Below are 25829 nucleotides of genomic sequence, written 5' to 3'. Positions count from 1 at the left end.
AGAACCGCGGATGCTCCCCGGCATCCGCGGTTTTTGGCGTATCTGGAAGTGGAAACTTTTCAGGCGGTGCGCAGTCGGCGTGACGGGTGTGAATTGTGATGTGTGAGAGCTGCTCTGGGGCCGGAGGGATGACCCGATTGCACAGGCGGCTCATCGCCGAGCACCTTGGCGCGGGCCGCGCGGCGATTACGGACGCCGAGGGTGCGCAGGATGGCCGAGACGTGGTGATCGACGGTCCGGACCGACAGCACGAGGTATTCGGCGATCTCCGCATTGGTCAGGCCCGCGCACAGCAGGTCCAGAACGTCCTGCTGGCGGCCGGTCAGCCCGGGCACGGTGTGCGAGCCGGGCGACGGTGCCGGAGCGGGCCGCGGGATGGCCGACCGGGCGGCCGGAGGCGGCACGGGGGCGTCCGGCAGCGGGATGAAGATGCCGGTTTCACCGCCGACGCTGAGCACGACCGCGGATCCGGTGCCCGCGGCGATGTCCTCCCAGGCCGCGCGCAGGACCTCGAGTGCTTGTGTTCGCTCCAAAAACCGCATGTGGCAAGCCTGGTCGCGGGAGCCGCGCCGCGTCTGTCTCCGCCGACACGGTCGGTATGTCGGAAAACCGACACTCGCAATTGATGCCCAGTTGACGCGTTGCTGTTTCCGTTGTCGTGCCACCGCGCGATGATGAGGTATGACCCCCGCCATGAACACCTCGCGGACCCTGCCGCGCACCTGTCCGCTGTGCGAGGCGGTGTGCGGGCTGGAGATCACGCTCGACGCCGATGATCACGTGACGGCTGTACGCGGCGATAAGGCGGATCCGTTCAGCCGGGGTTTCATCTGCCCCAAGGGTGCGACGCTCGGACATCTCGACGAGGATCCGGATCGGCTGACCGCGCCCATGATTCGGGACCGCGCCACGAATACCTGGCGGGCGGTGAGCTGGGATGAGGCGTTCGGGGTGATCCGGGAGCGGCTGCCGCAGGTCACCGCCGCGCACGGCAATCAGTCGGCGGGGCTGTATCTCGGCAATCCGAATGCGCACACGGTGGCGGGGGCGCTGTATGTGCCGCTGCTGATTCGGGCGCTCGCCACCCGGAACCTGTTCTCCGCCAGTACCTCCGATCAGATGCCCAAACAGGTGGCGTCCGGGCTGATGTTCGGCGATCCGCTCACGGTGGCGGTGCCGGATCTGGATCGCACCGATTACCTGCTCATGCTGGGCGCGAATCCGCTGGAATCCAATGGATCGCTGTGCACCGCACCGGATTTCCCGGGACGGTTGAAGGCGCTGCGGCAGCGCGGCGGGAAGTTCGTGGTGGTGGATCCACGCCGCACCCGCACCGCGAAACTCGCCGATGAGCATCTGTTCGTGCGGCCGGGCAGTGATGCGTACCTGCTGTTCGGGATCGTGCACACGCTGTTCGCGGAGCATCTGACCGAGGTGCGGGTGCCGGTGCGCGGACTCGGTGAAGTCCGCGATGCCGCAGCGCCTTTCACCCCCGACGTGGTGGCCGAGCGCACCGGGGTGGCCGCGGACACCGTGGTCCGGCTCGCGCGCGAACTCGCCGCCGCGCCCACCGCCGCCGTCTACGCGCGCATCGGCACCTGCACGGCCGAATTCGGCACCGTGACGCAGTGGCTGGTCGATGTGATCAACGCGCTGACCGGCAACCTGGACTCACCCGGCGGCGCGATGTTCGCCAACGCGGCGGCGCTCGGCATCGTCCGCACCCGGGCCTTCCGGCTCGGGCGCTGGAACAGCCGGGTGCGCGAACTGCCCGAGGCCATGGGTGAACTGCCGGTCGCGACGCTGGCCGATGAGATCCTCACGCCCGGTGACGGGCAGATTCGCGCCATGGTGACGGTCGCGGGCAATCCGGTGCTGTCCGCACCCAGTGGGCCGCGCCTGGCCGACGCCTTCGCGGGGCTGGACTTCATGGTGAGCGTGGACCGCTACCTCAACGAGACCACCCGGCACGCCGATGTGATCCTGCCGCCGCCGCGCATCCTGCAATCACCGCACTACGATTTCGCACTGCTCAACTTCGCCGTGCACAACTACGCGCGGTACTCGCGGCCGCTGCTGCCGCTGGGTCCGGATGAGCTCTCCGAATCCGAGATCATGGCGCGGCTGGCGCTGGCCATCACCGGTCAGGAGACGCAGCCGGGCGTGGATCCGCTCGCGGCCGTGGACGAATTCGTGATCGCGGGGACGCTGCACAAGGCCGGGCTCTCGGAACGGCGGCCGGAACTGCTGGGCGAGAACACCATTGAACAGCGCATCGACCTGATGGTGCGGCTCGGTCCCTACGGCGAGTGGACGGGCTCGGATCGTGGGCTGAATCTGCAAGTGCTGCTGGATAACCCGCACGGTATCGATCTCGGCCCGCTCCAGCCGCGACTCCCGGAGTTGTTGCTCACCGCGTCGAAGCAGGTGGATCTCGCGCCGGAGGCACTGTTGGCGGATGTGGCCCGGCTGCATGAGCGGCTGGCAGACGCCGCGCCCGCGATGGTCTTGGTCGGGCGCAGGCATCTGCGGTCCAACAACAGCTGGCTGCACAATGTCCCGCCGCTGGTGGGCGGCGCGAATCGGTGCACGCTGCATATTCATCCGGACGATATGACCCGGCTCGGACTGGACGGGCATGCGGTGGTGAAGTCCGCCGCGGGCGCGCTCACCGTGGATCTGGAGCCGACCGAGGACATCATGCCGGGCGTGGTGAGCCTGCCGCACGGCTGGGGACACGGCGATTCCGAGCAGTCGGTGGCGCGGGCGCACGCCGGGGTGAATGCCAATGCGCTGACCGATGATTCGCTCGTGGACGCACCGTCCGGCAATGCCGTGTTCAACGGTGTGCCGGTGACATTGACACCCGCCTGAGACACCGGGCGGACAGAACGATCGTGAGACCGAGCGGGGCGGGTATGCCGGCTGCTCGGGTGGAGAGGGGCGCGCCGTGACCGCGGTTGGCACAGGCCGGATTTCGATATCGCGGGTGGCGCTGTGGGCGGTGCACGTGGCGCTGCCCGCCGCCGGACTGCTGCTGTTGATCACGCATCCGCCGCTGGATCACATGTACATGGACGGCGGTGTGCACTTCTGGCTGATCCTCGGCGCGGCAGTGCTGTCGCTCGGGCTCGGCGTGCTGCTGTTGCGCGCCGCCCGCGCGCACCGGGATATGCGGTTGATCCTGGTTTCGCTGGTGTTCCAAGTGAATTCGGGTTTTCTGGGGCTGCACGCGCTGGCCACACCGGGTGTCATTCTCTCCGAGCCGAATGTGGGCTTCACCGGAGCCGTCCCAGTCGGTATGGTGCTTGGCGGGCTGGCGGCGCTGGCCTCGGTCGTGGAGTACGGGCCCACCGCGCGGGCGCACCGCTTCACCGAGCTCCTCGCCGCCCTGCCTCTGACTCTCATGGCGGTGTGGGCACTGGCCTCGCTGACCCGGGTGCCGCCGTTCGATTCGGTGCCCGATCCGGACGAGGTACAGGGGCCGCTGGTGGCGGCGGCCTTCGTCGGCGGGGCCTGCTATCTGGTGGCCGCGGGCGCGTACGCCGTTCTCTACCTGCGTAATCGGTCGACGATCCTGCTCAGCGTGCTCACTTCGTTCGTGCTGCTGGCCGAGGCCATGTTCGCGGTCGGGTTCGGGCGCAGCTGGCGGCTGTCCTGGTGGGAGTGGCATGTGCTGCTGGGCGTGGCGTTCGCGCTCATCGCGATCAGCGCCCATCGCAGCTTCCTGCGCGAGGGCTCCGCGCGCGGGCTGTTCGACAGCATCACCCAGCGGAGCACCCTGGCCGCCATCCAGCGCGATTACGCGCGGGCGCTGGAGGAGATGGTGATCGCGCTGGATCAGCGCGGCACCGGCGGGGTGCGCCCGGATGAACCGCTCGGCGCTGTGGGACAGGAGCTTTCGCGGCGCTTCGGCCTCACCGAGCGACAGGTCGCGGTGCTACAGCAGAGCGCGCACGCGCTCGGCGATGAGCGGGAACAGGTGCGCAGGCTCGGTGCGCTGGTCGCGGTCGGCGAGCGCGCCAATGTGATTCGCGGTGAGGACGAATTGCTCACCGAGATACAGCAATTGGCCAATCACGCCTTCGACCGCGACCTGGTGCGCATCGGCGTGCTGCGGCAGGGACGGTTGCATTTCAGCGACGGACAGCCGCCGAATCCCGCCGCGTTCGCATACCCGTTGACGGTCAAGGGAATTCGCACCGGCGTGCTGGAACTGTCGCGCACCGGGCCGGGTACGCCGGCGCAGCTCGGGCCCGCCGAACACGCGGTGGCGCAGTCGTTCGCCAGCCAGACCTCGGTGACACTCGAAAACGCCCGGCTCTACCAGCAATTGGACGGACTGTTCCGGTCCTATATGTCGCCGCAGGTGGCGACCGCGCTGCTGGCCGATCCGTCCCAGGCCGGATTGGGCGGCGAAGTGCACGAGGTGAGCGTGCTCATGGCGGATCTGCGCGGGTACACGCCGTTCTCCGAACAGGCCGGGCCGGTGCAGGTCATGCGCATGCTCAACACCTACTACGGGGTGATCGTGCCCGAGATCCTCGCCGAGGGCGGCACGGTGGTGCAGTTCGTCGGCGATGCGGTGATGGCGATCTTCAATGCGCCGGTGCGGCAACCCGATCACGCGCTGCGCGCGGCACGGGCGGGGCTGGCGATTCAGCGCGCGACGGCCGCGGTGCGCGAACGCCAGGGCACCGCGTACGTCACGGCGGGGCAGCCGGGAACGCCGGGACCTACCGGCCCGGCAGCCACCGGCGGCCCGGGACGAGGGGTGCGGACCGGACCGTCCGGGCAGGCCGGGTCCGATCCGGCCGACGAGGCGACGGTGCGATACGGCCGGGTCGGCACCGGCGACACCGTCCAGATCAAGCGCGCGAGCGGTGCGACCGCGCTGGAGTGGCCGATGTTCCGGGTCGGGGTGAATACCGGTCCGGCCATCGTCGGCAATGTGGGCGCGCGGGAGATGCGGAATTTCACCGCCATCGGCGACACCACGAATCTGGCCGCGCGCCTGGAGGGTCTGGCCGAACCGGGCACGGTCGCGATCGGGCCGCTCACCCGGCAGCGGCTCGGCGATCGGGCGCAGGTGACGAACCTGGGCGATTTCGACATCAAGGGCAAGAGCCTGCCGGTGACGGTGTACCGGCTGAACGGACTGCGGTGAGGTAGTGGCGGAATTCGAACTGCTGGAAGGTCTTTCGCCGGAGGAACGGCGGGAGTTCATCGCGGCGTGCACACCGCGGCGGTTCCGCCGCCGCGATATCGTCTGCCACGAGGGCGATCCCGGGGATTGCGTGCACCTGATCCTGTCCGGGCGCTACGTCGTGCGCATCACCACGCCGCTGGGCAATTCGGCCACCCTGACCATTCTGGGGCCGGGTGAGATGTTCGGTGAACAGGCGCTGCTGAGCCCGGACGCGCGGCGCACCGCGACCATCGTTGCGGTCACCGACGGTGAGACGCTCACGCTGAACCGGACCCAGCTGGAGCGGTTGCGGCGGGAGCATCCGCAGGTGGAGCGCTTCCTCACCACTTCGCTCGCGGCGCAGGTGCGGCGACTGTCGGCGGCGGTGCTGGAGGCGCTGTACCTGCCGGTGGAGACGCGGGTGCTGCGGCGGCTGGCGCATCTGGCGGCGGTGTACGGCGACGGGGACGGTAAGCCCGCGCTCATCCGGCTCACCCAGGAGGATCTGGCGTCCATGGCCGGGACCACGCGGGCCACGGCCAACAAGGTGTTGCGCGAGCTGGAGGATGCGGGCGTGGTGCGGCTGGGGCGGGGTTCGGTGCTGGTGCTGGACCGGGCGCGGTTGACGCGCGGACGATAAGGGGGATTGCGGCATACCGGTGGTTAAGGGTCCGAAGACCCTTGTTCTCGCGCATTCGCCGGACGAAAATAGCTAAACCGTATAGCATTTCGGATGGCCTGAGTTCGTGGCCGAGCCTCTTTTCATCCGGTATTCAGCTACCAAAGGGGTCGGACGATGCCCGGTATCAGGAACGGCAGCGACGGCGAGCGAGAACTGCAGGAGCGCTACGGCACCCAGGAACGAGCCGATCGGTTCTATTCCGATCAGGTCCGGAATCGGTTGAATGCGCAGATGATCGAATTCATCGGCCGGATGGATATGGCCTTCATCGCCACCGCCGATAAACATGGTGAGTGCGACAACAGCTTTCGCGCCGGAAAACCCGGCTTCCTGCATGTGATCGACGATCGCACGCTCGCCTATCCGGAGTATCGCGGCAACGGGGTGCTCGCCAGCCTGGGGAACATGCTGGAGAACCCGCACGTCGGCATCCTGCTGGTGGATTTCGTGCGCGATCTGATCGGGCTGCACATCAACGGCACCGCCCGCATCGTGGACGACACGCTGATGCGCCGCTGTGTGCCGGAGCTGCCGCCTGGTGAGCGCGGGCGGCAGGCCGAGCGCTGGGTGGTGGTCGATGTGGAAGAGGCATACATCCACTGCCGCAAGCACATTCCGCATCTGGTGCCCGCACAGCGCGAGGCCGTGCAGTGGGGCACCGACAATGTCCGGGCCAAGGGCGGCGATTACTTCCACACCAAGGCCGAGGCCGAATCCGGTGCCCTAGTGGATTACTGAGTCATCCCGGCGAATGCTCAATTGATCTTGAAGATGACCGCGCGCTGCACGATGAAATTGATCACGGTCGCGGTGCCCTGCGCCACGCAGAACGCCAGCCAGATCCGCCACCACTGATCGGGCAGCGCGTAATAGCAGAGCTGGTTGATCCCCACCTGAATCGCGAAGGTCGCCGCGTACAGCACGATGACCGCGATGAAGCGGTTGCGGTTCGGCTCGGCGTTGAAGGTCCAGCGCCGGTTGATCAGGTAGGCGGTGGTGGTGCCCGCGATGAAACTGATCGACTTCGCCACCGGGAGCGGCAGTCCGAAGACCTTGAAGAGCAGCGTGTAGAGGCCGAAGTCGACAATGGCCGACAGGCCGCCGGTGACGCCGAAGCGGATGATCTGGGTCTTCAGATCGACGTCCGTACCGCCCGGCTCGTCGACGAGGGGCAGCTCGGGCGGCAGGGGCAGATGGGGTTCCGCGGTCACAAGGCATGAGGGTATCGCCCGGGACGAAGGACACAAGCCTCGAGACGGTTATGCCTGTAGCCTCTATCCCGATGTCCACGAAAGCTCAGACCACCACCACGGCCGCTCCCGATACGAAATCGGCGAGTGCGGGTGCGGACGTAGCGTCGAACGGTTCCTATGAACTGCCCACGCAGACCCGCCGCCTGACCGGTTGGGGTCGCACCGCAGCCACCACATCTGAAGTCCTGTCGACCAGTGATCCGGAGGTGATCGCCAAGGCGGTCGCCATGGTCGCCGACGACAACGACTCCAAGCCCGCGCACCTACGCCGCGGCGTCATCGCGCGCGGCCTCGGCCGCTCGTACGGCGACCACGCGCAGAACTCGGGCGGGCTCGTCATCAACATGCCCGCGCTGAACCGCATCCACCGCATCGACCGCGATTCGCGCCTGGTCGACGTGGACGGCGGCGTCAGCCTGGACCAGTTGATGAAGGCGGCGCTGCCGTTCGGGCTGTGGGTTCCGGTGCTGCCGGGTACGCGGCAGGTGACGATCGGCGGCGCCATCGCCTCCGATATCCACGGCAAGAACCACCACTCCGAGGGTTCGTTCGGCAATCACGTGCGGTCCATCGACCTGCTGACGGCCGACGGCAAGGTGTCGACCATCGGGCCGAAGAAGAACGCGAAGCTGTTCTGGGCGACCGTCGGCGGCAACGGGCTGACCGGCATCATCCTGCGCGCGACCATCGAGATGGTGGCGACGGAGACCGCGTACTTCATCAACGACGGTGTGAAGACCAGCACCCTCGACGAGACCATCGCCGCGCACAGCGATGGCAGCGAGGCGAACTACACGTATTCGAGCGCGTGGTTCGACGTGATGAATCCGCTGCCGAAGCTGGGGCGCGCCACCATCACTCGCGGCCGGTTGGCCAAGGTGGATGAGCTGCCGAAGAAGAAGCAGCGCAATCCGCTGAAGTTCGACGCGCCGCAGCTGCTGACGGTGCCGAATATCTTCCCGAGCTTCACCGCGAACAAGCTGACCCTCGGTTCGGTCGGCGAGGCGTACTACGCCATGGGCGGCAACTACACCGGCAAGATCCAGAACCTGACCCAGTTCTATCACCCGCTGGACATGATCGCGGAGTGGAATCGGGCGTACGGTCCGGCCGGATTCCTGCAGTACCAGTTCGTGGTGCCGACCGAGGCCGTCGATGAGTTCAAGAAGATCATCATCGATATCCAGGCGTCGGGGCACTATTCGGCGCTGAATGTTTTCAAGCTGTTCGGCCCGGGTAACCCGGCGCCGTTGAGCTTCCCGATGCCGGGCTGGAACATCTGCGTGGACTTCCCGATTCGGGCGGGGCTCAACGAACTCGTCACCGAGCTCGACCGGCGCGTCACCGAATTCGGCGGCCGGCTCTACACCGCGAAGGACTCCCGCACCACGGCGGAGACCTTCCACAAGATGTACCCCCGGATCGACGAGTGGATCAAAATCCGCCGAAGTGTCGATCCCACAGGCGTTTTCATGTCCGATATGGCGCGAAGGCTGGAGCTTCAGTGATCAATGCGGTAGGGAATCCGCAGTCCATTCTGCTGCTTGGCGGCACCTCCGAGATCGGTCTCGCGATCTGCTCGGAGTACCTCAAGAAGGGTCCCGCGCGGATCATTCTGGCGGCGCTGCCCGGCGACCCGCTGCGCGAAGAGTCTGTCGCGCTGCTGAAGTCGGCCGGTGCGTCCGAGGTCGAGGTCATCGACTTCGACGCGCTGGAGATGGACTCCCACCCCAAGGTCATCGACGCGGCCTGGTCGCACGGTGACGTGGACGTCGCCATCGTCGCGTTCGGCATGCTCGGCGACGCCGAGGAACTGTGGCAGGACCAGCGCAAGGCCGTCATCGCCTGCGAGCTGAACTACACCGCCGCCGTCTCGGTCGGCGTGCTGGTCGGCGAGAAGATGAAAGCCCAGGGCTACGGGCGCATCATCGCCATGTCCTCCGTGGCCGGTGAGCGCGTCCGCCGCTCCAACTTCGTCTACGGCTCCACCAAGGCGGGCCTGGACGGCTTCTACCTCGGCCTCGGCGAGGCGCTGCGCCCGCACGGGCCGCGCGTCACCGTGATCCGGCCGGGTCAGGTCCGCACCCGCATGTCGGCGCATGTGAAGGAAGCGCCGCTTACGGTGGACAAGGAAGACGTGGCTGCGCTGGCTGTCGCGGCTTCGGAGAAGGGCAAGGAAATCGTCTGGGCCCCGGGGACTTTCCGGTACATCATGATGGTGCTGCGGCATATTCCGCGGCCTGTCTTCCGGAAGCTGCCTGTGTAGGCGGGAGCGAAAACGCAACGAGCGGTGGCCGATTCGGCTGCCGCTCGTTTTTCGTTCGGGTTGGAGATAAAACATCGATATTCTGAATATCCTTATATCACAACGTAATTCGACTTTCGGGGTCTGTTTTGCGGGAGTAGAATAGGGGTATGAATTCAGGGGAGAACATCGCAATCGCGGAGAGTGCATCAGCGCTTTCCGCTGCGATTGACACCCTGATCTCTCAGCCGCTTATTCCGGTGTCGGACAACGACATTGTCGAATTGATGCAGCAGATCGAGACCGCTACCCGCAAACTCGACGCGCTCAAGCTCGACCTGGTGGTGCAGACCTGCTCGCGGTCGCTGCCCAAGCGCGCTGGAGCGGGCAGTGTCGCACTGTTCCTGCAAGACACACTGCGGATTTCGCACGGGGACGCGCTGAACCGCTGGCATTGCGCCGAGCAGGCCGCGATCTGGCCGCGCGTGGGAGACAACAACGAAATCTCCACCCCTGCGCCTGTGCTGCCCAATACCGCACTGGCGCAAGAAGAAGGCGCGATCGGACTCGACCACGTGCGCGTGATCCGGCAGGTCATGGACCGCCTGCCCAACCAGGTCACCGCCGAAGACCGCGCCCTCGCCGAAGAGCACCTGGCCCGCCACGCACGCGCGTTGAACCCGAACCAGCTCCCCAAGATCGGTGACCGGATCCTGGGGCATCTCGATCCCGATGGCACCCTCACCGACGATGCCGACCGTGCTCGTATGCGCAGTATGCGGTTGAGCCCGCAAGGGTTCGACTTGATGTCCACCATGACTGTGGTGTTGACCCCCGAAGCACGCGCGGCGATGGATGCGGTCTTGGCCAAGCTCGCCCGGCCCGGCCTGTGCAACCCCGCCGACCCCGAAAGCCCGTTCGTGGTCGACGAGAACCTCGACCCCGAGGTCGTGAAGGCTGCTGCCGCACGCGATACCCGCACCACGGTGCAGCGTCAGCACGATGCGTTGTTCGCGCTCCTGCACCCTGACTTCAACCCCGCACACCTGGGCTCGCACCGGGGCCTGCCGGTGACCACGATCCTGACCATGTCCATCGCCGATGTGGAGCGCGCCGCCGGAGTGGCCACCACCGCCACGGGCGGGACCGTGCCGGTGGCGGTCGCGTTGGAAATGGCTGCGCGCAAGAGCAAGACGTTCTCCGTGGTGACCGACGCCAACGCGATGCCCCTGCATATCGGTGAGGCACGGTTGGCGAACCCGGCTCAGCGGATGGCGTTGATCGCCACCGAGCGGGGTTGCACTCGCCCGGGCTGCACGGCACCCGCGAGCATGGCGGCCGTGCATCACGTGACCGAGTACGTCAAGGGCGGCCCGACGGACATCGAGAACCTCACGCTGGCTTGCGATCACTGCCACGCTCTGGTCAATGACTCCCCGACGGGGTGGACCACGATCAAGCTCGGTAAGGATTCGGCCTTCGCGGGACGTACCGCGTGGATTGCGCCCGCGCACATCGACCCGACCCGGACACCGAAGGTGAACCACCTTCATCACCCGGACGAGTTGATGGCCACCGCCCCGGCGGCCCCGCCGCTGCCCGCTCGCCCGCCTCGAGCGTGCGCTTCGAACCGGATGCGCCGAGCGCGGCCGTGGGTTTTGCCTCGCCCGGCTTGCCCAGCCCGGCAATAGGTTCCACCACCACCTGTATCCACCGTCAGGGAACACCCTGCCGGTGCTACAGGCATGTCCGCATCCCACTCGGGGTGCCAACGTGCGGTTCCAGCCCTCCCGCAGTCCGGGCAAAGAAGCAGTGCTGGTTACTTCGCCTGCCGTACCCGACTTGCTCTCCCGCAACCCAGGCCAGTACCTCACGCACCGGACGGGGTGACCGGCCGTGGTTACCTTCAGAGCCTCCCGAACCCAAGGGCCCCGAGTGGGTCGAGAGTTGGAAGGTGAACGTAACCCGGGCTGGGTCCGGGTTTTGTCTTTGTTCTTTTCTTCTTGTCCGGGCGTCTTTTGTCTTTGGTTCTTTTGTCTTTCCGGGTTTTGTCTTTCCGGGTTTTGTCTCTTGGGGTCGGGTCTCCGAAGGCCGTGTCGGCCGGGCGAGAGTTCATGAGGGTCCGAAGATCGTTAGGCTTCGCTGCGGTAAGCGGTCCATGGAAGCGAACCCGGAGGCGGAGTGGGAATGAGCGAGAAAGCAGGCAGCCGGGGGGCGATGCTGATGCGGCAGGCCGGAGGTGCGCTCGGTGAGGGCGCGCTGGCGGCAGCCGTGGCGGCAATCGTGGCCGGTATCGGTCTCGTGGCGTTCTCGACCGTGCAGTGGCCCGCCTTCAACTCCTCCAATGTGACTCGGGCGCTGACGACCGTCGGCCAGGTGGTGACGCTGGCGCTGCTGGTCGCGGCGATCGTGCTGGTGCGCATGGACAAATGGCCGTGGGTGGCGAAACTGCTGTCCTGGGTCGGTATTTCGGGGTTCGCGACCGTCACCCTGGGGATGCCGCTGGCGGCTACCAAGCTGTATCTGTTCGGTATCTCCGTTGACCAGGAGTTCCGGACTCAATATCTGACGCGGCTGACGGACAGTGCGGCGCTGCACGATATGAACTACGTGGATCTGCCGCCGTTCTATCCGGCCGGATGGTTCTGGGTAGGCGGACGTTTCGCGAGCCTGACCGGTATGGCGGGGTGGGAGGCGTTCAAACCGTTCGCCATCATCGGGCTTGCGGTGACGGCGGTGCTCGCGGTTGTGCTGTGGTCCAAGCTGATTCGCGCCGACTGGGCTATCGCTGTGGCAGCAGCTACCACCGCCGTCACGCTGGCCTACGGGTCGCCCGAGGCGTACAGCGCTCCGCTGGTGCTGCTGTTCGCGCCCGCGATGGTGCTGGCTTGGGGTGCGTTGTACCGGCCCGCCGAGCCCGCGGCCGCCACGGCCGGTGGCTGGGGCGCGGTGCTGGGAACCGGGCTGTTCCTCGGGGTGGGGGCGATGCTCTACACCCTGTACTTCGTCGTCGCGGTATTCGCGGTGTGCCTGATGGCGCTGGTCGCGGCCGGGCTCGCACTGCGCGAGCGCGGTAAAGCGGTACGGGCCCAACGGCATCGAGCCGACGGTGAACCGGCCGTCCCCGGGCGCTGGCGCGTGGTGTGGCCGATTCTGTTGCGCCTGATCGGCACTGGCGTCGTCGCAGGTCTATTGGCGCTGACCGTATGGTTCCCGTTCCTGCTGAAGCTGCTGGGCGGCACCATCCCCAAGTCCGGCACCGCATTCCACTATCTGCCCGAGGGCGGGTCGCAGCTGCCGCTGCCCATGTTCGACTTCTCCCTGATCGGCGTCTTCTGCCTGCTCGGCACGGTGTGGCTGGTGCTGCGGGTCGGAAGTTCGCGTCGCGCACAGGCTTTGGGCATCGCCGTCGTGGCCATCTACCTGTGGTGCCTGCTGTCCATGACCGCGACCGCGGCGGGGACCACACTGCTGTCCTTCCGCCTGGAGCCGATCCTGTACGCGCTGCTGGCCACGGCCGGGGCGTTCGGATTCGTCGAAGGCGCTCGCGCGATCTATCAGGTGCTGAACGAGCCCGCGCGAATGCCGTTGGCAGCGGGGGTGATCGCGGTGATCGGCGCTGTCGCGTTCGCGCAGCAGATTCCGCATGTGCTGTCCAATGAGATCACCACCGCCTATACCGATACCGATGGCAACGGTGAGCGGGCGGATAAGCGGCCGCCGTCCGCGGTGTCGCACTACCGGGATGTGGATGCGGCGCTGCTGGCGCAGACGGGGCGCGCCCGCGATCAGAGCGTGGTGCTGACCGCCGACACCAGTTTCCTGTCGATCTACCCGTACTACGGATTCCAGGCGCTCACTTCGCATTACGCGAACCCGCTCGCCGACTTCGCGGCACGCTCGGCGGAGATCAAGCGGTGGAGTGAGTTGAAGTCTCCTCAGGAGTTGCGGGACGCGCTGGCGAAGTCGCCGTGGCGGGCACCGGACGCGTTCCTGTTCCGGCGTTCCGGGGACGACTACACGCTGCGGCTGTCCGAGGACGTGTACCCGAATGATCCGAATGTGAAGCGGTACACGGTGGCGTTCCCGAAGTCGCTGTTCGCGGATCCGCACTTCCGGATCACCGAGATCGGGCCGTTCACACTGGTGGTCGTTCAGCCCTGAGAGTTATAGCCTGGGCCACTCAAATGTGATGTGGCCCACGGTACTCATCCCCAGAAGGGGGCAGAAACCTGGGGATGAAGGCCCTTTTCTGTGGATAACTCGACAAACTTGCCAGCGCGGTCTCAGATGCACGCGGTAGCGTGGGCCGCTGTTCTGAAGGCAAAAGGGGTTATCGCGTGGCACAGGGGTTCGACACCGTTCTCGACCGAACAGTACCGAAAACTGTTGCCCCGGAGCGCACTCGCGGGCAGCGTGTCGCGCACCGGGTGCGCGCCGCCCGCGCCGATCTGATCGCCGCCGCCGGATACCTCTCGCTCGCCGTGCTGGTGTTGTCCGGGCAGTGGCTGCACACCGATCGCGGGTACCTGATCAAGAGCGGTCAGGACCAGACCATGTGGGAATGGTTCTTCGCGGTCACCGCGCACAAGATCGCGCATCTGGAGAATCCGCTCGGCACCGGCCTGCAGAATTATCCCGACGGTGTGAACATGATGGCCAATACCGCCATGTTCGGGGTCGGTGTCCCGCTGACGCCGGTGACGCTGCTGTTCGGGCCGACCGTCACCTTCGTGCTGGTGCTCACGCTCGGGCTGTTCGGCACCGCGTTCGCCTGGTACTGGCTGTTCTCGCGGGAGCTGGTCACCTCCAAATTCGCGGCGGCCGTGGGCGGTTTGTTCTGCGGGTTCGCGCCCGCCATGATCTCGCACGCCAACGCGCACCCGAATTTCGTTGTGCTGGCGCTGCTTCCGTTGATCGCCTTGCAGCTCATCCGGGTCGCCAGGCTGTCCGGCACTCCGGCAGACGCCCGTAAGGCCCGCAGACTGCGCGATGCCTTCATCCTGGGCCTGCTGATCGCCTTGCAGATCGCGCTCGGTGAGGAGCCGCTGCTCATTTTCGCGCTGGCCTTCGGGCTGTTCGCGTTCGTCTACTACCTGCACGCACCGCGCACCGGACTGCGCGCGGTGCGCACCGTCGCGCCGACCGTACTGCTGGCGGCGGGAATCACGCTCGCGCTCACCGAGATTCCGCTGTGGTGGCAGTTCTTCGGGCCGCAGTCCTACCGGTCCATCGATCACGGCCCGATGCAGAACGATCTCAAGGCGCTGTTCCAGTTCCCGTCCGAATCGCTGGGCGGGGTGTTCCAGCACGGGCAGAACGTGGCCATCAATCCGACCGAGGAGAACTCGTATTTCGGCTGGCCGCTATTGCTGCTGGTGCTCATGACCGCCGTCTTCATGTGGCGCGAACGGGTGGTGCGGGCCGCGGTCGTGGTGATCGCGGCGGGCACCCTGCTCTCGCTCGGTTCGACCCTCACGATTGGTAAGCACGACACCGGAATCGCGCTGCCGTGGCAGTGGTTCGAGCGGGTGCCGCTGCTGAACTCGGTGCTGGAATCGCGGTTCACGATGGCCGCCATTCCGGCCATCGCGATCGTGCTCGCCATGGGAACCCAACGCGCCCTGGACTATTGGCGGGTGTCCGCCACCGATTGGCGGCCGCTGGCCTGGTTCGCGGCCGTGACGCTGGCACTGCTGCCGCTCGCCCCCACCATCCTGCCGGTGGTGCAGCGCCCGGCCGCTCCCAAATTCTTCACCGATGGCACTGTGCGCCAGTATGTTTCGCACGGATCGGTCGTGATCGCGCCGCCGCCCACGCCGCCGGATGCCCGCGCGCTGCAGTGGCAGACTCGCGCCGATTTCCAGTTCCCTTTGGCCGGAGGCTATTTCGTCGGACCCACCGGGACCGAAAAGAAGGGGCGGTACGGGCCGGATGACCGTCCGACCGCCAGCCTGTTGATCAAGGCACAGCAGTCCAACAAGGTTCCGGTCATCGATGACGCCGTGAAGGCGCAGGCCCTGGCCGACCTGCGGTTCTGGCAGGCCGATGTGATCGTGCTGCCGCCCACCGACAATGCCGACGTCCTGCGATACACCGTGGATCAGCTGATCGGTATCCCGGCCGAACGTGTCGACGGCGTATGGCTCTGGGATGTGCGGGGACTCGTCAACTGACCCTCGTATAGGTGACGTGACCGCTGATATCCAGGTCCCGGACTATCTGCCCGCCGGTCAGTCGCAACACCTGGGTGGTCTGGGGATGGCAGTTCGAACCGCCGCTGGTGGTGATGCCGTTGCCGACGGTGATATCGGTGGCGGAGACGTCCAGTAGCCGATAGTCGAAGGAGCACACCAGGGTTCCATTGCGGTACACCGTCGAGGTTTCCACCACCTGGTTCAGCTCGCCCTGCCGAATGGTGAGGCGGTAGTCGTCGGCGTTCTGATCGCTGGAGCCGGTCCACTCCCCCAGGAACGCGGCGGGCACGCGACCGGCGGGTGTGGCGACGGTGGTCGCGGTCGGCACGGTGGCGGTGGGCGCGGTGAACGCCGGGGTGACCGGCGCGGTCGCCGCCGTCTGCACGATGGCGGACAGCGGTGCGCCCGGCGTACTCCCATTGCTCTCCAGCTTGTAGGCGAGCAGGAATCCGCCACCGGCGAGCAGTATCGCGACCGCGCCGCCGAGCACTCCGGCGAGTACGCGGGAGCCGCCGCGTTCGGGTGGCGGCACGGGGACCGGAGTCGGCGGCGGGGTCGGCTCCGGCTGCGTATACGGGGGCGCGAACCCCGATGCGCGCAGCGTCGTCTTCATCCGCGCCGGGTCAACCGGCGGAATCGGCCGTGGCGCACTGATATACGGCATCTGATCGGCGGTCACCGGCCCGGACAGGGCGGTCCACGCGGCATCCACGAAATCGGCGCAACCGCCGAACCGGTACTCCGGATTCTTGGCCAGCGCCCGATCGAACACGAAATCCAGGGCGCGGGGCAGATCCGGGCGCACCTGGGTGATGCGCAGCGGCGGAATCTGGGTGTGCGCGAGCACCCAGCCCGCGAGATCCTTGGCCATATACGGCCGATGCCCGGTGAGCAGTACGAAAAGCGTGCAGGCCAGCGAATATTGGTCGGTGCGCGGATCGAGATCGCGCCCGGAGACCTGTTCGGGCGAGGCGTAGGCGAAGGTAGCCGCCACATCGCCGGTGCGGGTGAGATGGGTGGATTCGTCACGCAGCCGGGCGATTCCGAAATCGGTCAGCAGTGCGCGCTCGGCTCGCCCGTCCTCGGCCGGGGAGAGCAGGATGTTCGACGGCTTCACATCGCGGTGCAGGACGCCCTTGCCGTGCGCGTAATCCAGCGCCGAGGCCACCCCGCTCGCGATGCGCAGCGCCCGTTCGGGATGCGTACCGCGCAGGGCGTCGGCGTCCTTGCCCTCCACGTACTGCATGGAGATCCACAGTCGCCCGGCGTCTTCCCCGGTGTCGTAGACGGCCACGATATTCGGATGGTCGAAGCGCGCGGTGATATCGGCCTCGCGTTCGAAGCGCTTCCACGCCTCGGCATCGGCGTGCACCTTGTCACTGCCGAAGACCTTGATGGCGGCCAGCCGGGGTAGTCGCGGATGGCGGGCCAGGTAGACCGCACCGGAGCCCCCGGCACCGATACCGCGTTGAATGACATACCCGGCGATCACCTCGCCGGGACGCAATTCCGCCATGACGCACCTACTTCAGCGGCGCTCGGGAAAGCCAGTCGCTCAAAACATTATCGACGGTGTGGCCCGGCCAGCGGAGCAGTAGCACGAAACGTGACCTGGGATCGCCGTCCGGAAAGCTGACCGCGGCCATCGCGTGCTTGGCATCGGTATCGGTGAAAGTGGCCGGGTCCACGCTGTTTCCGGTGGTGACGGTCAGCGCGCCGGCCACATCCTGATGCGGGAACGAGAGGGTGCGGGCATTGCCGCCGAAGAACATCGCCGCCGCCGATTGGGCCGGGCGGACACCGAAATCGAAGAGGCTGAAGCGGACCTGACCGGTCGGGTCCTGGGCATTGCAGAGCACCCGGTGCGCGCCCTGGGCCGGTTCACCGGCAGCCGGATCGAGTTTCTGGCAGTTCGCGCCCTGCCAGCCCACCGCACCGCCGGTGGACGCCAGCTGCCCGATCAGGCTCGGGAAAGCCTGTGCGATGGGTTCGTGGTCCCGGCCCCAGGAATCGGCGACCGCGCCCGCGCTGGTGTACGTGATCAGCCCGCTCACATCGGTTTTGCGGCTCACCCGCCCGTCCGAGAGCAGGGTGAGGGTGGTGGGGCCGTTGGCGCGACAGGCATTGGCCGGTTCGCGGTCGACGATCTCGGAGGTGCCGATGAGCAGACGGTCGCCGTCGGCGGGCACCTGGCCGAGCGGGGCGGCGAACTCGCAGTGGAAGGGGGAACCGTTGGGCAGCACGCCGTCCACGCGGTTCTGCAGAATCGAATCGCCCACCCGGCCCTGCTGCACGATGAGGCGATAGTTGGTCTGGCCCTCGGTGGCGAGCCAGGTGCCGACGAATTTGTCCGGCACCGTGCCGGTGTCGACGGCGGGCGGTTCGGAGCCGGTGCGGTAGAGCGCGAAGCTCACACCGGCGGCGACGATGGCGGCCGTGATCACGGCGACGCCGATCTGCCTGCGAAACAGTCTCCGGGCCAGTGGTTTTCGCGGTGCGGACGCGGGCGATGCGGCGGCCCCGCGCGCGGTGACGCGAGCGGGCGCGGTGACCGCGAGCGCCGGATCCGAGTAGTAGGCGGCGGTGGCGGCCTCGGCGAATTCGCGGCAGCTGGGATAGCGGTCCGCCGGATCCTTGGCCAGCGCCCGCGCGAACACCGGGTTCAGCGCGGCGGGCAGGTCCGGGCGGATATCGCTGACGCGCAACGGTTTTCCCTGCGTGTGCGCGTGCACCCAGCCGAGCAGATTGTCGGCGGTGAAGGGGCGCTGATCGGTGAGCAGGACGAACAGCGTGCAGGCGAGTGAGTACTGATCGGAGCCGGGACCGACCGGTTTCCCCGAAACCTGTTCGGGCGAAGCGAAAGCGAAGGTCGCCGAGATATTTCCCGGACTCGTCAGATTGGTGGTCTCGTCCCGCAGCCGGGCGATGCCGAAATCGGTGAGCAGCGCACGCTCCGGGCGACCGCTGTCCGGGGCGGCGATCAGCAGGTTCGACGGCTTCACATCGCGATGCAGCACACCCTTGCCGTGCGCGTAATCCAGCGCGCCGCCGATCTCCTCCGCGATCCGCAATGCCCGATCCGCCGAAACTCCTTGCAGCTCAGCGGCATCGGTGCCCTCGATGTACTGCATGGAGATCCAGAACCGATCGTCCTCGATCCCCCGGTCGTACACCTGCACGATATTCGGATGATCGAAGTGCGCGGCGATATCGGCTTCCCGCTCGAATCGCTTCCACACCTCGTCGGCCGCGGTGACGTCATCGCGCTTCAGAATCTTCAGCGCCGTCAACCTGGGCAGCCGGGGATGCCGCGCCGCGTACACGACGCCTGATCCACCAGCACCGATTCGCCGCGCTATGACAAACCCGGCGATCACTTCGCCCGGACGCAGCTCGGTCATGCTCCCTCGTAATCTCCCGGCCCGGCCCCTCGCCCAGTTCGGATAACAACCATCCTGACGTGTTTCCACCGGAAGAGCCAGTTTCCACCTCGCGGGGGAAGATGAACGCGGCGGGGGCACAGGTTATTTCGACGCCGCGGTAGCCCGGCTGCGCCGCGTACTCGAGCAGGGTGGATAGCATCGGCACTCGTGCGCGAAGACACCCGAGCGTTTCATCGAGTCCGACTGCTCGCCGTGGTATCCGGAATTCTCGGATTCCTGCTGGCGGTGCTGACCCCGGTCCTGCCCGTACGGCAGGACCGGCCCACCGTGCACTGGCCACAGGGGGATTCGGCGAATATCGACGCGCCGCTGGTGTCCTATGTGCCGCTGAACCTGGATGTGAACCTGCCGTGCCAGGTGCTGCGGGAGCTGCCGAAGGGGACGCTGTTCTCCACGGTGCCGGTCGCCTCGGGCAAGGCCATCGACAAGGGCCTGGTCATCAAGGTCGACGAGGGGGCCGAGGCCGCGCCCACGCTGTCGGTGCTGCTGCGCAATATCCCGCTGCTGTCGGCACCCGTCGCCGAGATCCAGGACTGCACGGCGCTGACCCTGCACTCCGATGCCGGCGCGACCCGGGTCGAGCTCACCGGTGTCAGCCGCAAGGACGGCACGCCGTTCGCCGGCAGCGTGGGCGGGGACACCCGGCCGCAGGTGGTCGGCATGTTCACCGATCTGAGCCGCGCACAGCTCGGAACCGGTGCCGCGCAGGCGGATATCGACGCCCGATTCACCTCCAGCCCGAGCTGGCTCAAGTACGCCGCGATCATCGGCGCGGTGCTGTTCACGCTGCTGTCGCTGTACGCGCTGCATCTGCTCGACACCCGGGACGGGCGGCGGCCGCGCCGGTTCCTGCCCGCGCACTGGTGGCGCTTCCGGCTCGTCGACGGCGTGGCGCTGGGCACGCTGGTGCTGTGGCATTTCATCGGGGCCAATACCTCCGATGACGGCTACATCCTGAATATGGCTCGGGCCTCCAAGGTTTCGGGCTACATGGCCAACTACTACCGCTGGTTCGGCGTCGCCGAAGCACCGTTCGGGTGGCCGTACGAAGTGCTGGTCTGGATGACCCGGATCAGCGATTCCAGCCCCTGGATGCGCCTGCCGTCACTGCTCGCGGGCATCGTGTGCTGGCTGGTGATCAGCCGGGAAGTACTGCCGCGCTTGGGCGCTCGGGTGCGCCGCGACAATGTCGCGGTGTGGACCGCCGCACTGGTGTTCCTGGCCGCCTGGATGCCGTATGACAACGGACTGCGGCCGGAACCGATCATCGCCGCGGGAGCGCTGCTGACCTGGTGCTCCATCGAGCGCGCCATCGCCACCGGGCGACTGCTGCCCGCCGCCGTCGGCGTGCTGATCGCGGCCTTCTCGCTCGCCGCCGGGCCGACCGGGCTCATCTGCATCGCGGCCCTCATCGCGGGCTCGCGACCGGTGCTCCAGGTGATCATCAAGCAGGCCAAGGGAACCGGATCGGCGCTGCTGCGGTACGCCGCACTGCTCGCGCCGGGCGTCGCCGCCGGAACCCTGGTGCTGGTGGTCGTCTTCGGTGATCAGACGCTGGCCTCGGTGCTGGAGGCCACCCGGGTGCGCAAGATCATCGGGCCGAACGTGGCCTGGTTCGACGAACGCACCCGCTGGGATTCGCTGCTCATGCTCTCCCCCGACGGATCGCTGGCCCGCCGGTTCGGCATTCTCGCCATGCTGCTGTGCCTGGGCGTCTGCGTCATGGTGATGCTGCGCAAGAACGGCCGGATTCCCGGGGCCTCACGCGGACCGTCCGCGCGCATTCTCGGCATCGTGTTCATGTCGCTGTTCCTGATGATGTTCACGCCCACCAAGTGGACGCACCACTTCGGCGTCTACGCCGGACTCGCCGGATCGGTGGCGGCGCTGGCGGCGGTCGCGGTGGGCGTCAACGGGATTCGCTCCCCGCGCAATCGGACGCTGTTCTGCGCGGCGGTGCTGTTCCTGCTGGCTATCACCTTCACCGGACCCAACGGCTGGTGGTACGTGTCCAGCTACGGCGTGCCGTGGTTCGACAAGGCCCCGCTGATCGCGGGCAAGGGCCTGTCCACGCTCTTCCTCGGCCTGGCCATCCTGTGCCTGCTCATCGCCGCCTTCCAGCACTATCGCGAACCGTACCGGCAGCCGAAACCGGTGCGCGCCTTCGATAAATTCGCGAGCATGCCGCTCACCATCGCGGCCGCGCTGCTGGTGCTGTTCGAGGTGCTGTCACTGGCCAAGGCCGCGGTCAGCCAGTACCCGGCGTACAGCATCGCCAAGTCGAATATCGATGCGCTGAAGGGCGATTCGTGCGCGCTCGCCAATGACGTACTGGTGGAGACGAATACCGCGGACTCACTGCTGCAACCGTGGACCGGCGCGGCCGCCGACGGATTGGCCGCGGAGAACACCGGATTCACCCCGAACGGCGTCGCCACCGATCTCACCGCCGATGCCGAGGAGACCGTCACCGGCGGAGCCAACTCGGTGAACAAGGACGACAACAAGACCACCAACACCACCGGCGCGGGTACCGGCGGCGGTAAGACCACGCAGGCCGGTGTCAACGGCTCCACGGTGGCACTGCCGTTCGGGCTGGACGCGGCGCGCACGCCGGTCATGGGCAGCTACACCGAAGGTGATCAGGCTCCGGCCAAGCTGACCACCGAGTGGTACAGGGTCGACCTCTCCGACAGCGTTCGGAATGACCCCGCCTATCAAGTGCTCATCGTGACCGCGGCCGGGCGCATCCGCTCGATCAACAAGGATCATGTGGAGACCTACGGTGCGGACCTGTGGGTGGAATACGGCACCCGCGCCGCCGACGGCTCCATGAGCGAGGTGAATCGGATTCGGCCGCTGGATATCGGTGGCGCACCGTCGTGGCGCAATCTGCGGGTGCCGATCGCCGATATCCCGGTGGGCGCCAACAGCATCCGCCTGGTCGCCAATGATCCGGACATAACACCCAAACAGTGGCTGGCTGTCACCCCTCCTCGACTGCCGAAACTGCAAACCCTGAATTCGCTTGTCGGCCATCAGGCTCCGGTGCTCGAGGACTGGCACGTCGGCCTGGCCTTCCCCTGCCAGCGCCCGTTCGACCACCACGACGGCATCGCCGAGGTGCCGCAGTGGCGCATCCTGCCCGACCGCACCGGTGCGGACGCCTCCAATGCCTGGCAGGACGATATCGGCGGCGGCCCGCTCGGCTGGACCGGACTGCTGCTGAAATCGCAGACCAAACCATCCTATCTGAACCATGACTGGGGCCGGGACTGGGGTTCGCTGGAGCAGTTCACCCCGTACGTCCCGGACGCGGTGCAGGCCGCGCCGGATGTGACGGTGCAGACGCGCTCCGGACTGGCGAAGGACTCGCCGATCAGGGCGAAGTAACCGGCGACACCGCGGGAATCGGGTGCGACACGGCATACGTGTCGCGCCGCCGGAGTGAAGAGCGCCACTCGGGCCGGGGGCAGATACCATCAGCAACCGTGCCCGACGCCTCCGCTGTATTGAGCAAACCGCCAACGCCGCCGATTCCCACCGCGACGCCGCGCGACTTCCGCATCGCGAAGATGATCGCGATCGTCGCCGGTGTGCTCGGTGCGCTGTTCGCGCTGGCGACGCCGTTCCTTCCGGTCACCCAGACCACCGCGGTGGTGAACTGGCCGCAGAACGGCACCCTCGGCAATGTCGACGCACCGCTCATGTCGCAGGTGCCGATCGATTTGAGCGCCACCATCCCCTGTTCGGCGATCGGGCAATTGGATCCGCGCGGCGGCATTCTGCTGGCAACCGCGCCGCCGCAGGGCAAGGGCGCGGACCTGGAGGGACTGTTCGTCCGAGTCTCCGGCGACACCGTCGACGTGCTCGATCGCAATGCGGTCGTGGTGTCGGCGCAGCGCTCGGAGATGACCGAATGCTCCGCCATCGTCATCGAATCCGATGCCAAGCGCACCTACGCGAAGTTCGAGGGCCTCAACCGGACCATCGAGAAGCCGACCGCCGACGGCGGCCGCGAACTCGTCACCGTGCCGGTGGAGAACTCGCTGCTCGGGGATCTGCGGCCGCAGGTGGTCGGCGTCTTCACCGATCTGAAAGGTGATGTGCCGCAGGGCCTCTCGTTCCACATGAATGTGGACTCGCGGTTCTCGTCGTCGCCGACGCTCATCAAACTGGTCGCCATCATCGCGGCCGTGCTGTTGACCCTGCTGGCCATGGGCGCGCTGGCGGTACTCGACACCAGCGACGGGCGCGGGCACCGGCGCATCTTCCCCCGGCACTGGCTGCAGCCGACCTGGGCGGACGGCGGCATCATCGGCACGCTGACGCTCTGGCATTTCGTGGGCGCCAACACCTCCGACGACGGCTACATCCTGACCATGGTGCGCGTCGCACCGCACGCGGGATACATGGCCAACTACTTCCGCTGGTTCGGCGTTCCGGAAGCGCCGTTCGGCTGGTACTACTACGTCATCCAGGCGTTCGCGGAGATCTCCACCGCGAGCCCGTGGGTGCGAATTCCCGCGCTGCTGTGCGGCATTCTCTGCTGGCTGGTCATCAGCCGCGAGGTGGTGCCCCGGCTCGGGCGCGGCGTCGCCACCTCCAAGGTGGCGCTGTGGACCGGCGGCCTGGTGTTCCTGGCCTTCTGGCTGCCCTACGACAACGGCCTGCGCTCCGAGCCCATCGTCGCGCTGGGCGCGCTGCTGACCTGGGTCTCCATCGAACGAGCCATCGCCACTTCACGATTGCTGCCCGCCGCGGTCGCGGTCCTGGTCGCGGCCTTCACCTTGGCCGCGGCCCCAACGGGTTTGATGTGTGTGGCGGCACTGCTCGCCGGTATCCGGCCGCTGGTGCGGATCGTGGTGCGCAGGCGTAAACAATTCGGTGATCTCGCACTGCTCGCACCCATCGCCGCGGCCGGATTCCTGGTGCTGGTGGTCGTCTTCGGCGATCAGACCTTCGCCGGAATCATGGAGGCCAACCGGGTGCGGCAGGCCACCGGACCGAATCTGGCCTGGTACGAGGACTATCTGCGCTACTACTACCTGTTCGTCGAAACCGTCGACGGATCACTGGCACGCCGCTTCGCATTCCTGGTGATGATCCTGTGCCTGGTCACCACGCTGCTGGTGCTGCTGCGCCGGCGGCAGGTGCCGGGCATCGCCTCCGGACCGACCTGGCGACTGCTGGGCGTGGTGTTCGGAACCATCTTCTTCATGATGTTCAACCCGACCAAGTGGACCCACCACTTCGGTTCGTACGCGGGCATCGCGGGCGCGCTGGCGGCGGTGACCGCGGTCGCGGTGTCCGCCACCGCATTGCGCTCGCGCAAGAACCGCTCGGTCTTCCTGGCCGGGCTCATGTTCACGCTCGCGCTGGCGTTCTCGGGCATCAACGGCTACTGGTACGTCTCCAGCTACGGCGTGCCGTGGTTCGACAAGCGCGTCTCACTGCACGGCTTCCAGTCCAACACGCTGATGCTGGTGTTCTTCGGCCTCGCGCTCGCGGTGGTGGCCTGGCAGTCACTGCGCGAGGGCTACGCCAAACCGATGGCGAACGGAAAGACCGCGCGCGGCAGGCGAGTTCGCAAATTCGCCGCCATTCCGCTGACGGTCGTCGCGGCGCTCATGGTGGCGTTCGAGGTGCTGTCGCTGGTCAAGGGCGCGGCCACGCAGTACCCGGCGTACTCGCTGGCCCGCTCCAACTTCGACGCGCTGTCCGGTAAGAGCTGCGGGCTCGCCAATGACGTGCTGGTGGAACCGAATGTCAACGGCGGCAACCTGACTCCGGTCATCGATCCGGCGCATCCGCCGCTGAACGGCGATCCGCTCGCCGGTGCGGATCCGAAGGGCTTCTCCCCCAACGGAGTTCCCGAGAAGCTCGACGCCGACAGCGTCGAGGTGAAGCCGGGCACCGGCAACACCTCCAACCAGACCGTCGGACCGGCCTTCGAGAAGGGCCAGAACGCGGGCACCGGCGGCGGTAAGGGCGCGGAGGGCGTGAACGGATCCACCGTGGCGCTGCCGTTCGGCCTGGACCCGGCCACCACCCCGATCATGGGCAGCTGGCAGGACGGCGTGCAGCAGCCCGCCAGCCTGATCTCCAGCTGGTACCAGCTGCCAGCCCGCTCGGCCGATTCACCGCTCATCGTGATCTCGGCGGCCGGGCGCATCATGTCCTTCGACGACACCGGCAATATGACCTACGGCCAGCAGCTGCTGGTCGAGTTCGGCCATCAGAACGCGGACGGATCGGTCAGCCAGCTGCCCGGCAACTACCGGCCGCAGGACATCGGCCCGGCACCGTCCTGGCGCAATCTGCGGGTGCCGGTGGACGCACTGCCGGACGGCACCGACGTGATTCGCATCAACGCCAACGATCCGATCCTCATCGGTGATCAGTGGCTGGCGTTCACCCCGCCGCGCATGCCGAAGTTGCAGACGCTCAACAGCTACCTGGGCACCGAACAGCCGATCCTGGAGGACTGGGCCGTCGGCCTGCAATTCCCGTGCCAGCGGCCGTTCGACCACCGCTACGGCGTGGCCGAGGTGCCAAACTTCCGCATCCTGCCGGACCGCCCGCTCGCCATCAGCTCCACCAATACCTGGCAGGCGGAGGAATTCGGCGGACCGCTCGGCTGGGCGGAAATGCTCGGCTCCTCCGAGACCGTGCCCACCTATCTGAAGGACAACTGGGCGCGCGACTGGGGTTCGCTGGAGAAGTACACGCCGTACTACCGGGCGAATCCGGCCGAGATCCAGACCGGGACGCAAACCCGCTCCGGACTCTGGTCACCGGGCAAACTCCGGGCCTGACCT

General features: G+C 67.0%; 15 protein-coding genes. 11 read left to right on the top strand and 4 right to left on the bottom strand.

The window, feature by feature from the left end; translation table 11 throughout:
* Positions 1-59: 59 nt before the first annotated feature.
* On the bottom strand, positions 60-542 hold the full coding sequence (locus tag ACFC0O_RS25290; protein WP_375961866.1) for a LuxR C-terminal-related transcriptional regulator: 483 nt from the start codon (positions 540-542) through the stop codon (positions 60-62).
* Between the two features lie 151 nt (positions 543-693).
* Here ACFC0O_RS25290 and ACFC0O_RS25285 point away from each other — a divergent pair, with 151 nt between their 5' ends.
* The 4 genes from ACFC0O_RS25285 to ACFC0O_RS25270 all read left to right on the top strand — a co-directional run bounded on the left by ACFC0O_RS25285 (position 694) and on the right by ACFC0O_RS25270 (position 6608).
* Positions 694-2874 carry a molybdopterin-dependent oxidoreductase gene (locus tag ACFC0O_RS25285; protein ID WP_375961864.1) on the top strand — a complete coding sequence of 727 codons (2181 nt, stop codon included), beginning with the start codon at positions 694-696 and terminating at the stop codon, positions 2872-2874.
* A 76-nt stretch (positions 2875-2950) separates the two neighbouring features.
* Positions 2951-5167 carry an adenylate/guanylate cyclase domain-containing protein gene (locus ACFC0O_RS25280; RefSeq protein WP_375961862.1) on the top strand — a complete coding sequence of 739 codons (2217 nt, stop codon included), beginning with the start codon at positions 2951-2953 and terminating at the stop codon, positions 5165-5167.
* A gap of 4 nt (positions 5168-5171) precedes the next feature.
* Positions 5172-5828, top strand: a complete 657-nt coding sequence (locus tag ACFC0O_RS25275; protein WP_364637158.1) for a Crp/Fnr family transcriptional regulator — start codon at positions 5172-5174, stop codon at positions 5826-5828.
* Positions 5829-5984: 156 nt separating this feature from the next.
* A complete protein-coding gene (locus tag ACFC0O_RS25270) occupies positions 5985-6608 on the top strand; it encodes a pyridoxamine 5'-phosphate oxidase family protein (protein WP_375961859.1) in 624 nt (207 codons plus the stop codon).
* A 17-nt stretch (positions 6609-6625) separates the two neighbouring features.
* Here ACFC0O_RS25270 and ACFC0O_RS25265 read toward each other — a convergent pair whose 3' ends face one another.
* Complete coding sequence (locus ACFC0O_RS25265; protein ID WP_364637152.1) at positions 6626-7081, bottom strand: GtrA family protein; 456 nt, start codon at positions 7079-7081, stop codon at positions 6626-6628.
* Positions 7082-7146: 65 nt separating this feature from the next.
* Between ACFC0O_RS25265 and ACFC0O_RS25260 the strand changes: the two genes are divergently transcribed.
* The 5 genes from ACFC0O_RS25260 (at position 7147) to ACFC0O_RS25240 (ending at position 15544) form a co-directional block, all read left to right on the top strand.
* Entirely contained in the window at positions 7147-8631 is a 1485-nt protein-coding gene (locus ACFC0O_RS25260; protein ID WP_375963810.1) for an FAD-binding protein, read from the top strand.
* Complete coding sequence (locus ACFC0O_RS25255; protein ID WP_364637148.1) at positions 8628-9389, top strand: decaprenylphospho-beta-D-erythro-pentofuranosid-2-ulose 2-reductase; 762 nt, start codon at positions 8628-8630, stop codon at positions 9387-9389. The genes ACFC0O_RS25260 and ACFC0O_RS25255 overlap by 4 nt, the downstream gene beginning before the upstream one ends.
* A gap of 266 nt (positions 9390-9655) precedes the next feature.
* Positions 9656-11059 (top strand): DUF222 domain-containing protein, encoded by a 1404-nt coding sequence (locus ACFC0O_RS25250; RefSeq protein ID WP_375961856.1) that lies wholly within the window; start codon positions 9656-9658, stop codon positions 11057-11059.
* A 532-nt stretch (positions 11060-11591) separates the two neighbouring features.
* Positions 11592-13532: a galactan 5-O-arabinofuranosyltransferase gene (locus ACFC0O_RS25245; protein WP_375963808.1), complete on the top strand. Its 1941-nt coding sequence runs from the start codon at positions 11592-11594 to the stop codon at positions 13530-13532.
* A gap of 176 nt (positions 13533-13708) precedes the next feature.
* Positions 13709-15544 carry a glycosyl transferase gene (locus ACFC0O_RS25240; protein WP_375961854.1) on the top strand — a complete coding sequence of 612 codons (1836 nt, stop codon included), beginning with the start codon at positions 13709-13711 and terminating at the stop codon, positions 15542-15544.
* Here ACFC0O_RS25240 and ACFC0O_RS25235 read toward each other — a convergent pair.
* Both ACFC0O_RS25235 and ACFC0O_RS25230 read right to left on the bottom strand, forming a co-directional pair.
* Entirely contained in the window at positions 15537-17081 is a 1545-nt protein-coding gene (locus ACFC0O_RS25235; protein ID WP_375961851.1) for a serine/threonine-protein kinase, read from the bottom strand. The genes ACFC0O_RS25240 and ACFC0O_RS25235 overlap by 8 nt on opposite strands.
* A gap of 7 nt (positions 17082-17088) precedes the next feature.
* A complete protein-coding gene (locus tag ACFC0O_RS25230) occupies positions 17089-18966 on the bottom strand; it encodes a serine/threonine-protein kinase (RefSeq protein ID WP_375961849.1) in 1878 nt (625 codons plus the stop codon).
* Positions 18967-19155: 189 nt separating this feature from the next.
* Here ACFC0O_RS25230 and ACFC0O_RS25225 point away from each other — a divergent pair, with 189 nt between their 5' ends.
* Both ACFC0O_RS25225 and ACFC0O_RS25220 read left to right on the top strand, forming a co-directional pair.
* A complete protein-coding gene (locus ACFC0O_RS25225; RefSeq protein ID WP_375961847.1) occupies positions 19156-22401 on the top strand; it encodes an arabinosyltransferase domain-containing protein in 3246 nt (1081 codons plus the stop codon).
* A gap of 98 nt (positions 22402-22499) precedes the next feature.
* Positions 22500-25826 (top strand): arabinosyltransferase domain-containing protein, encoded by a 3327-nt coding sequence (locus ACFC0O_RS25220; RefSeq protein ID WP_375961845.1) that lies wholly within the window; start codon positions 22500-22502, stop codon positions 25824-25826.
* The last annotated feature ends 3 nt before the right edge of the window (positions 25827-25829 follow it).

The sequence above is a fragment of the Nocardia sp. NPDC056100 genome (assembly GCF_042266325.1).
Taxonomy (GTDB): Bacteria; Actinomycetota; Actinomycetes; order Mycobacteriales; family Mycobacteriaceae; genus Nocardia.
Note: the sequence above shows the minus strand (reverse complement) of the source record. Positions and strands in the feature narration are given on the sequence as shown.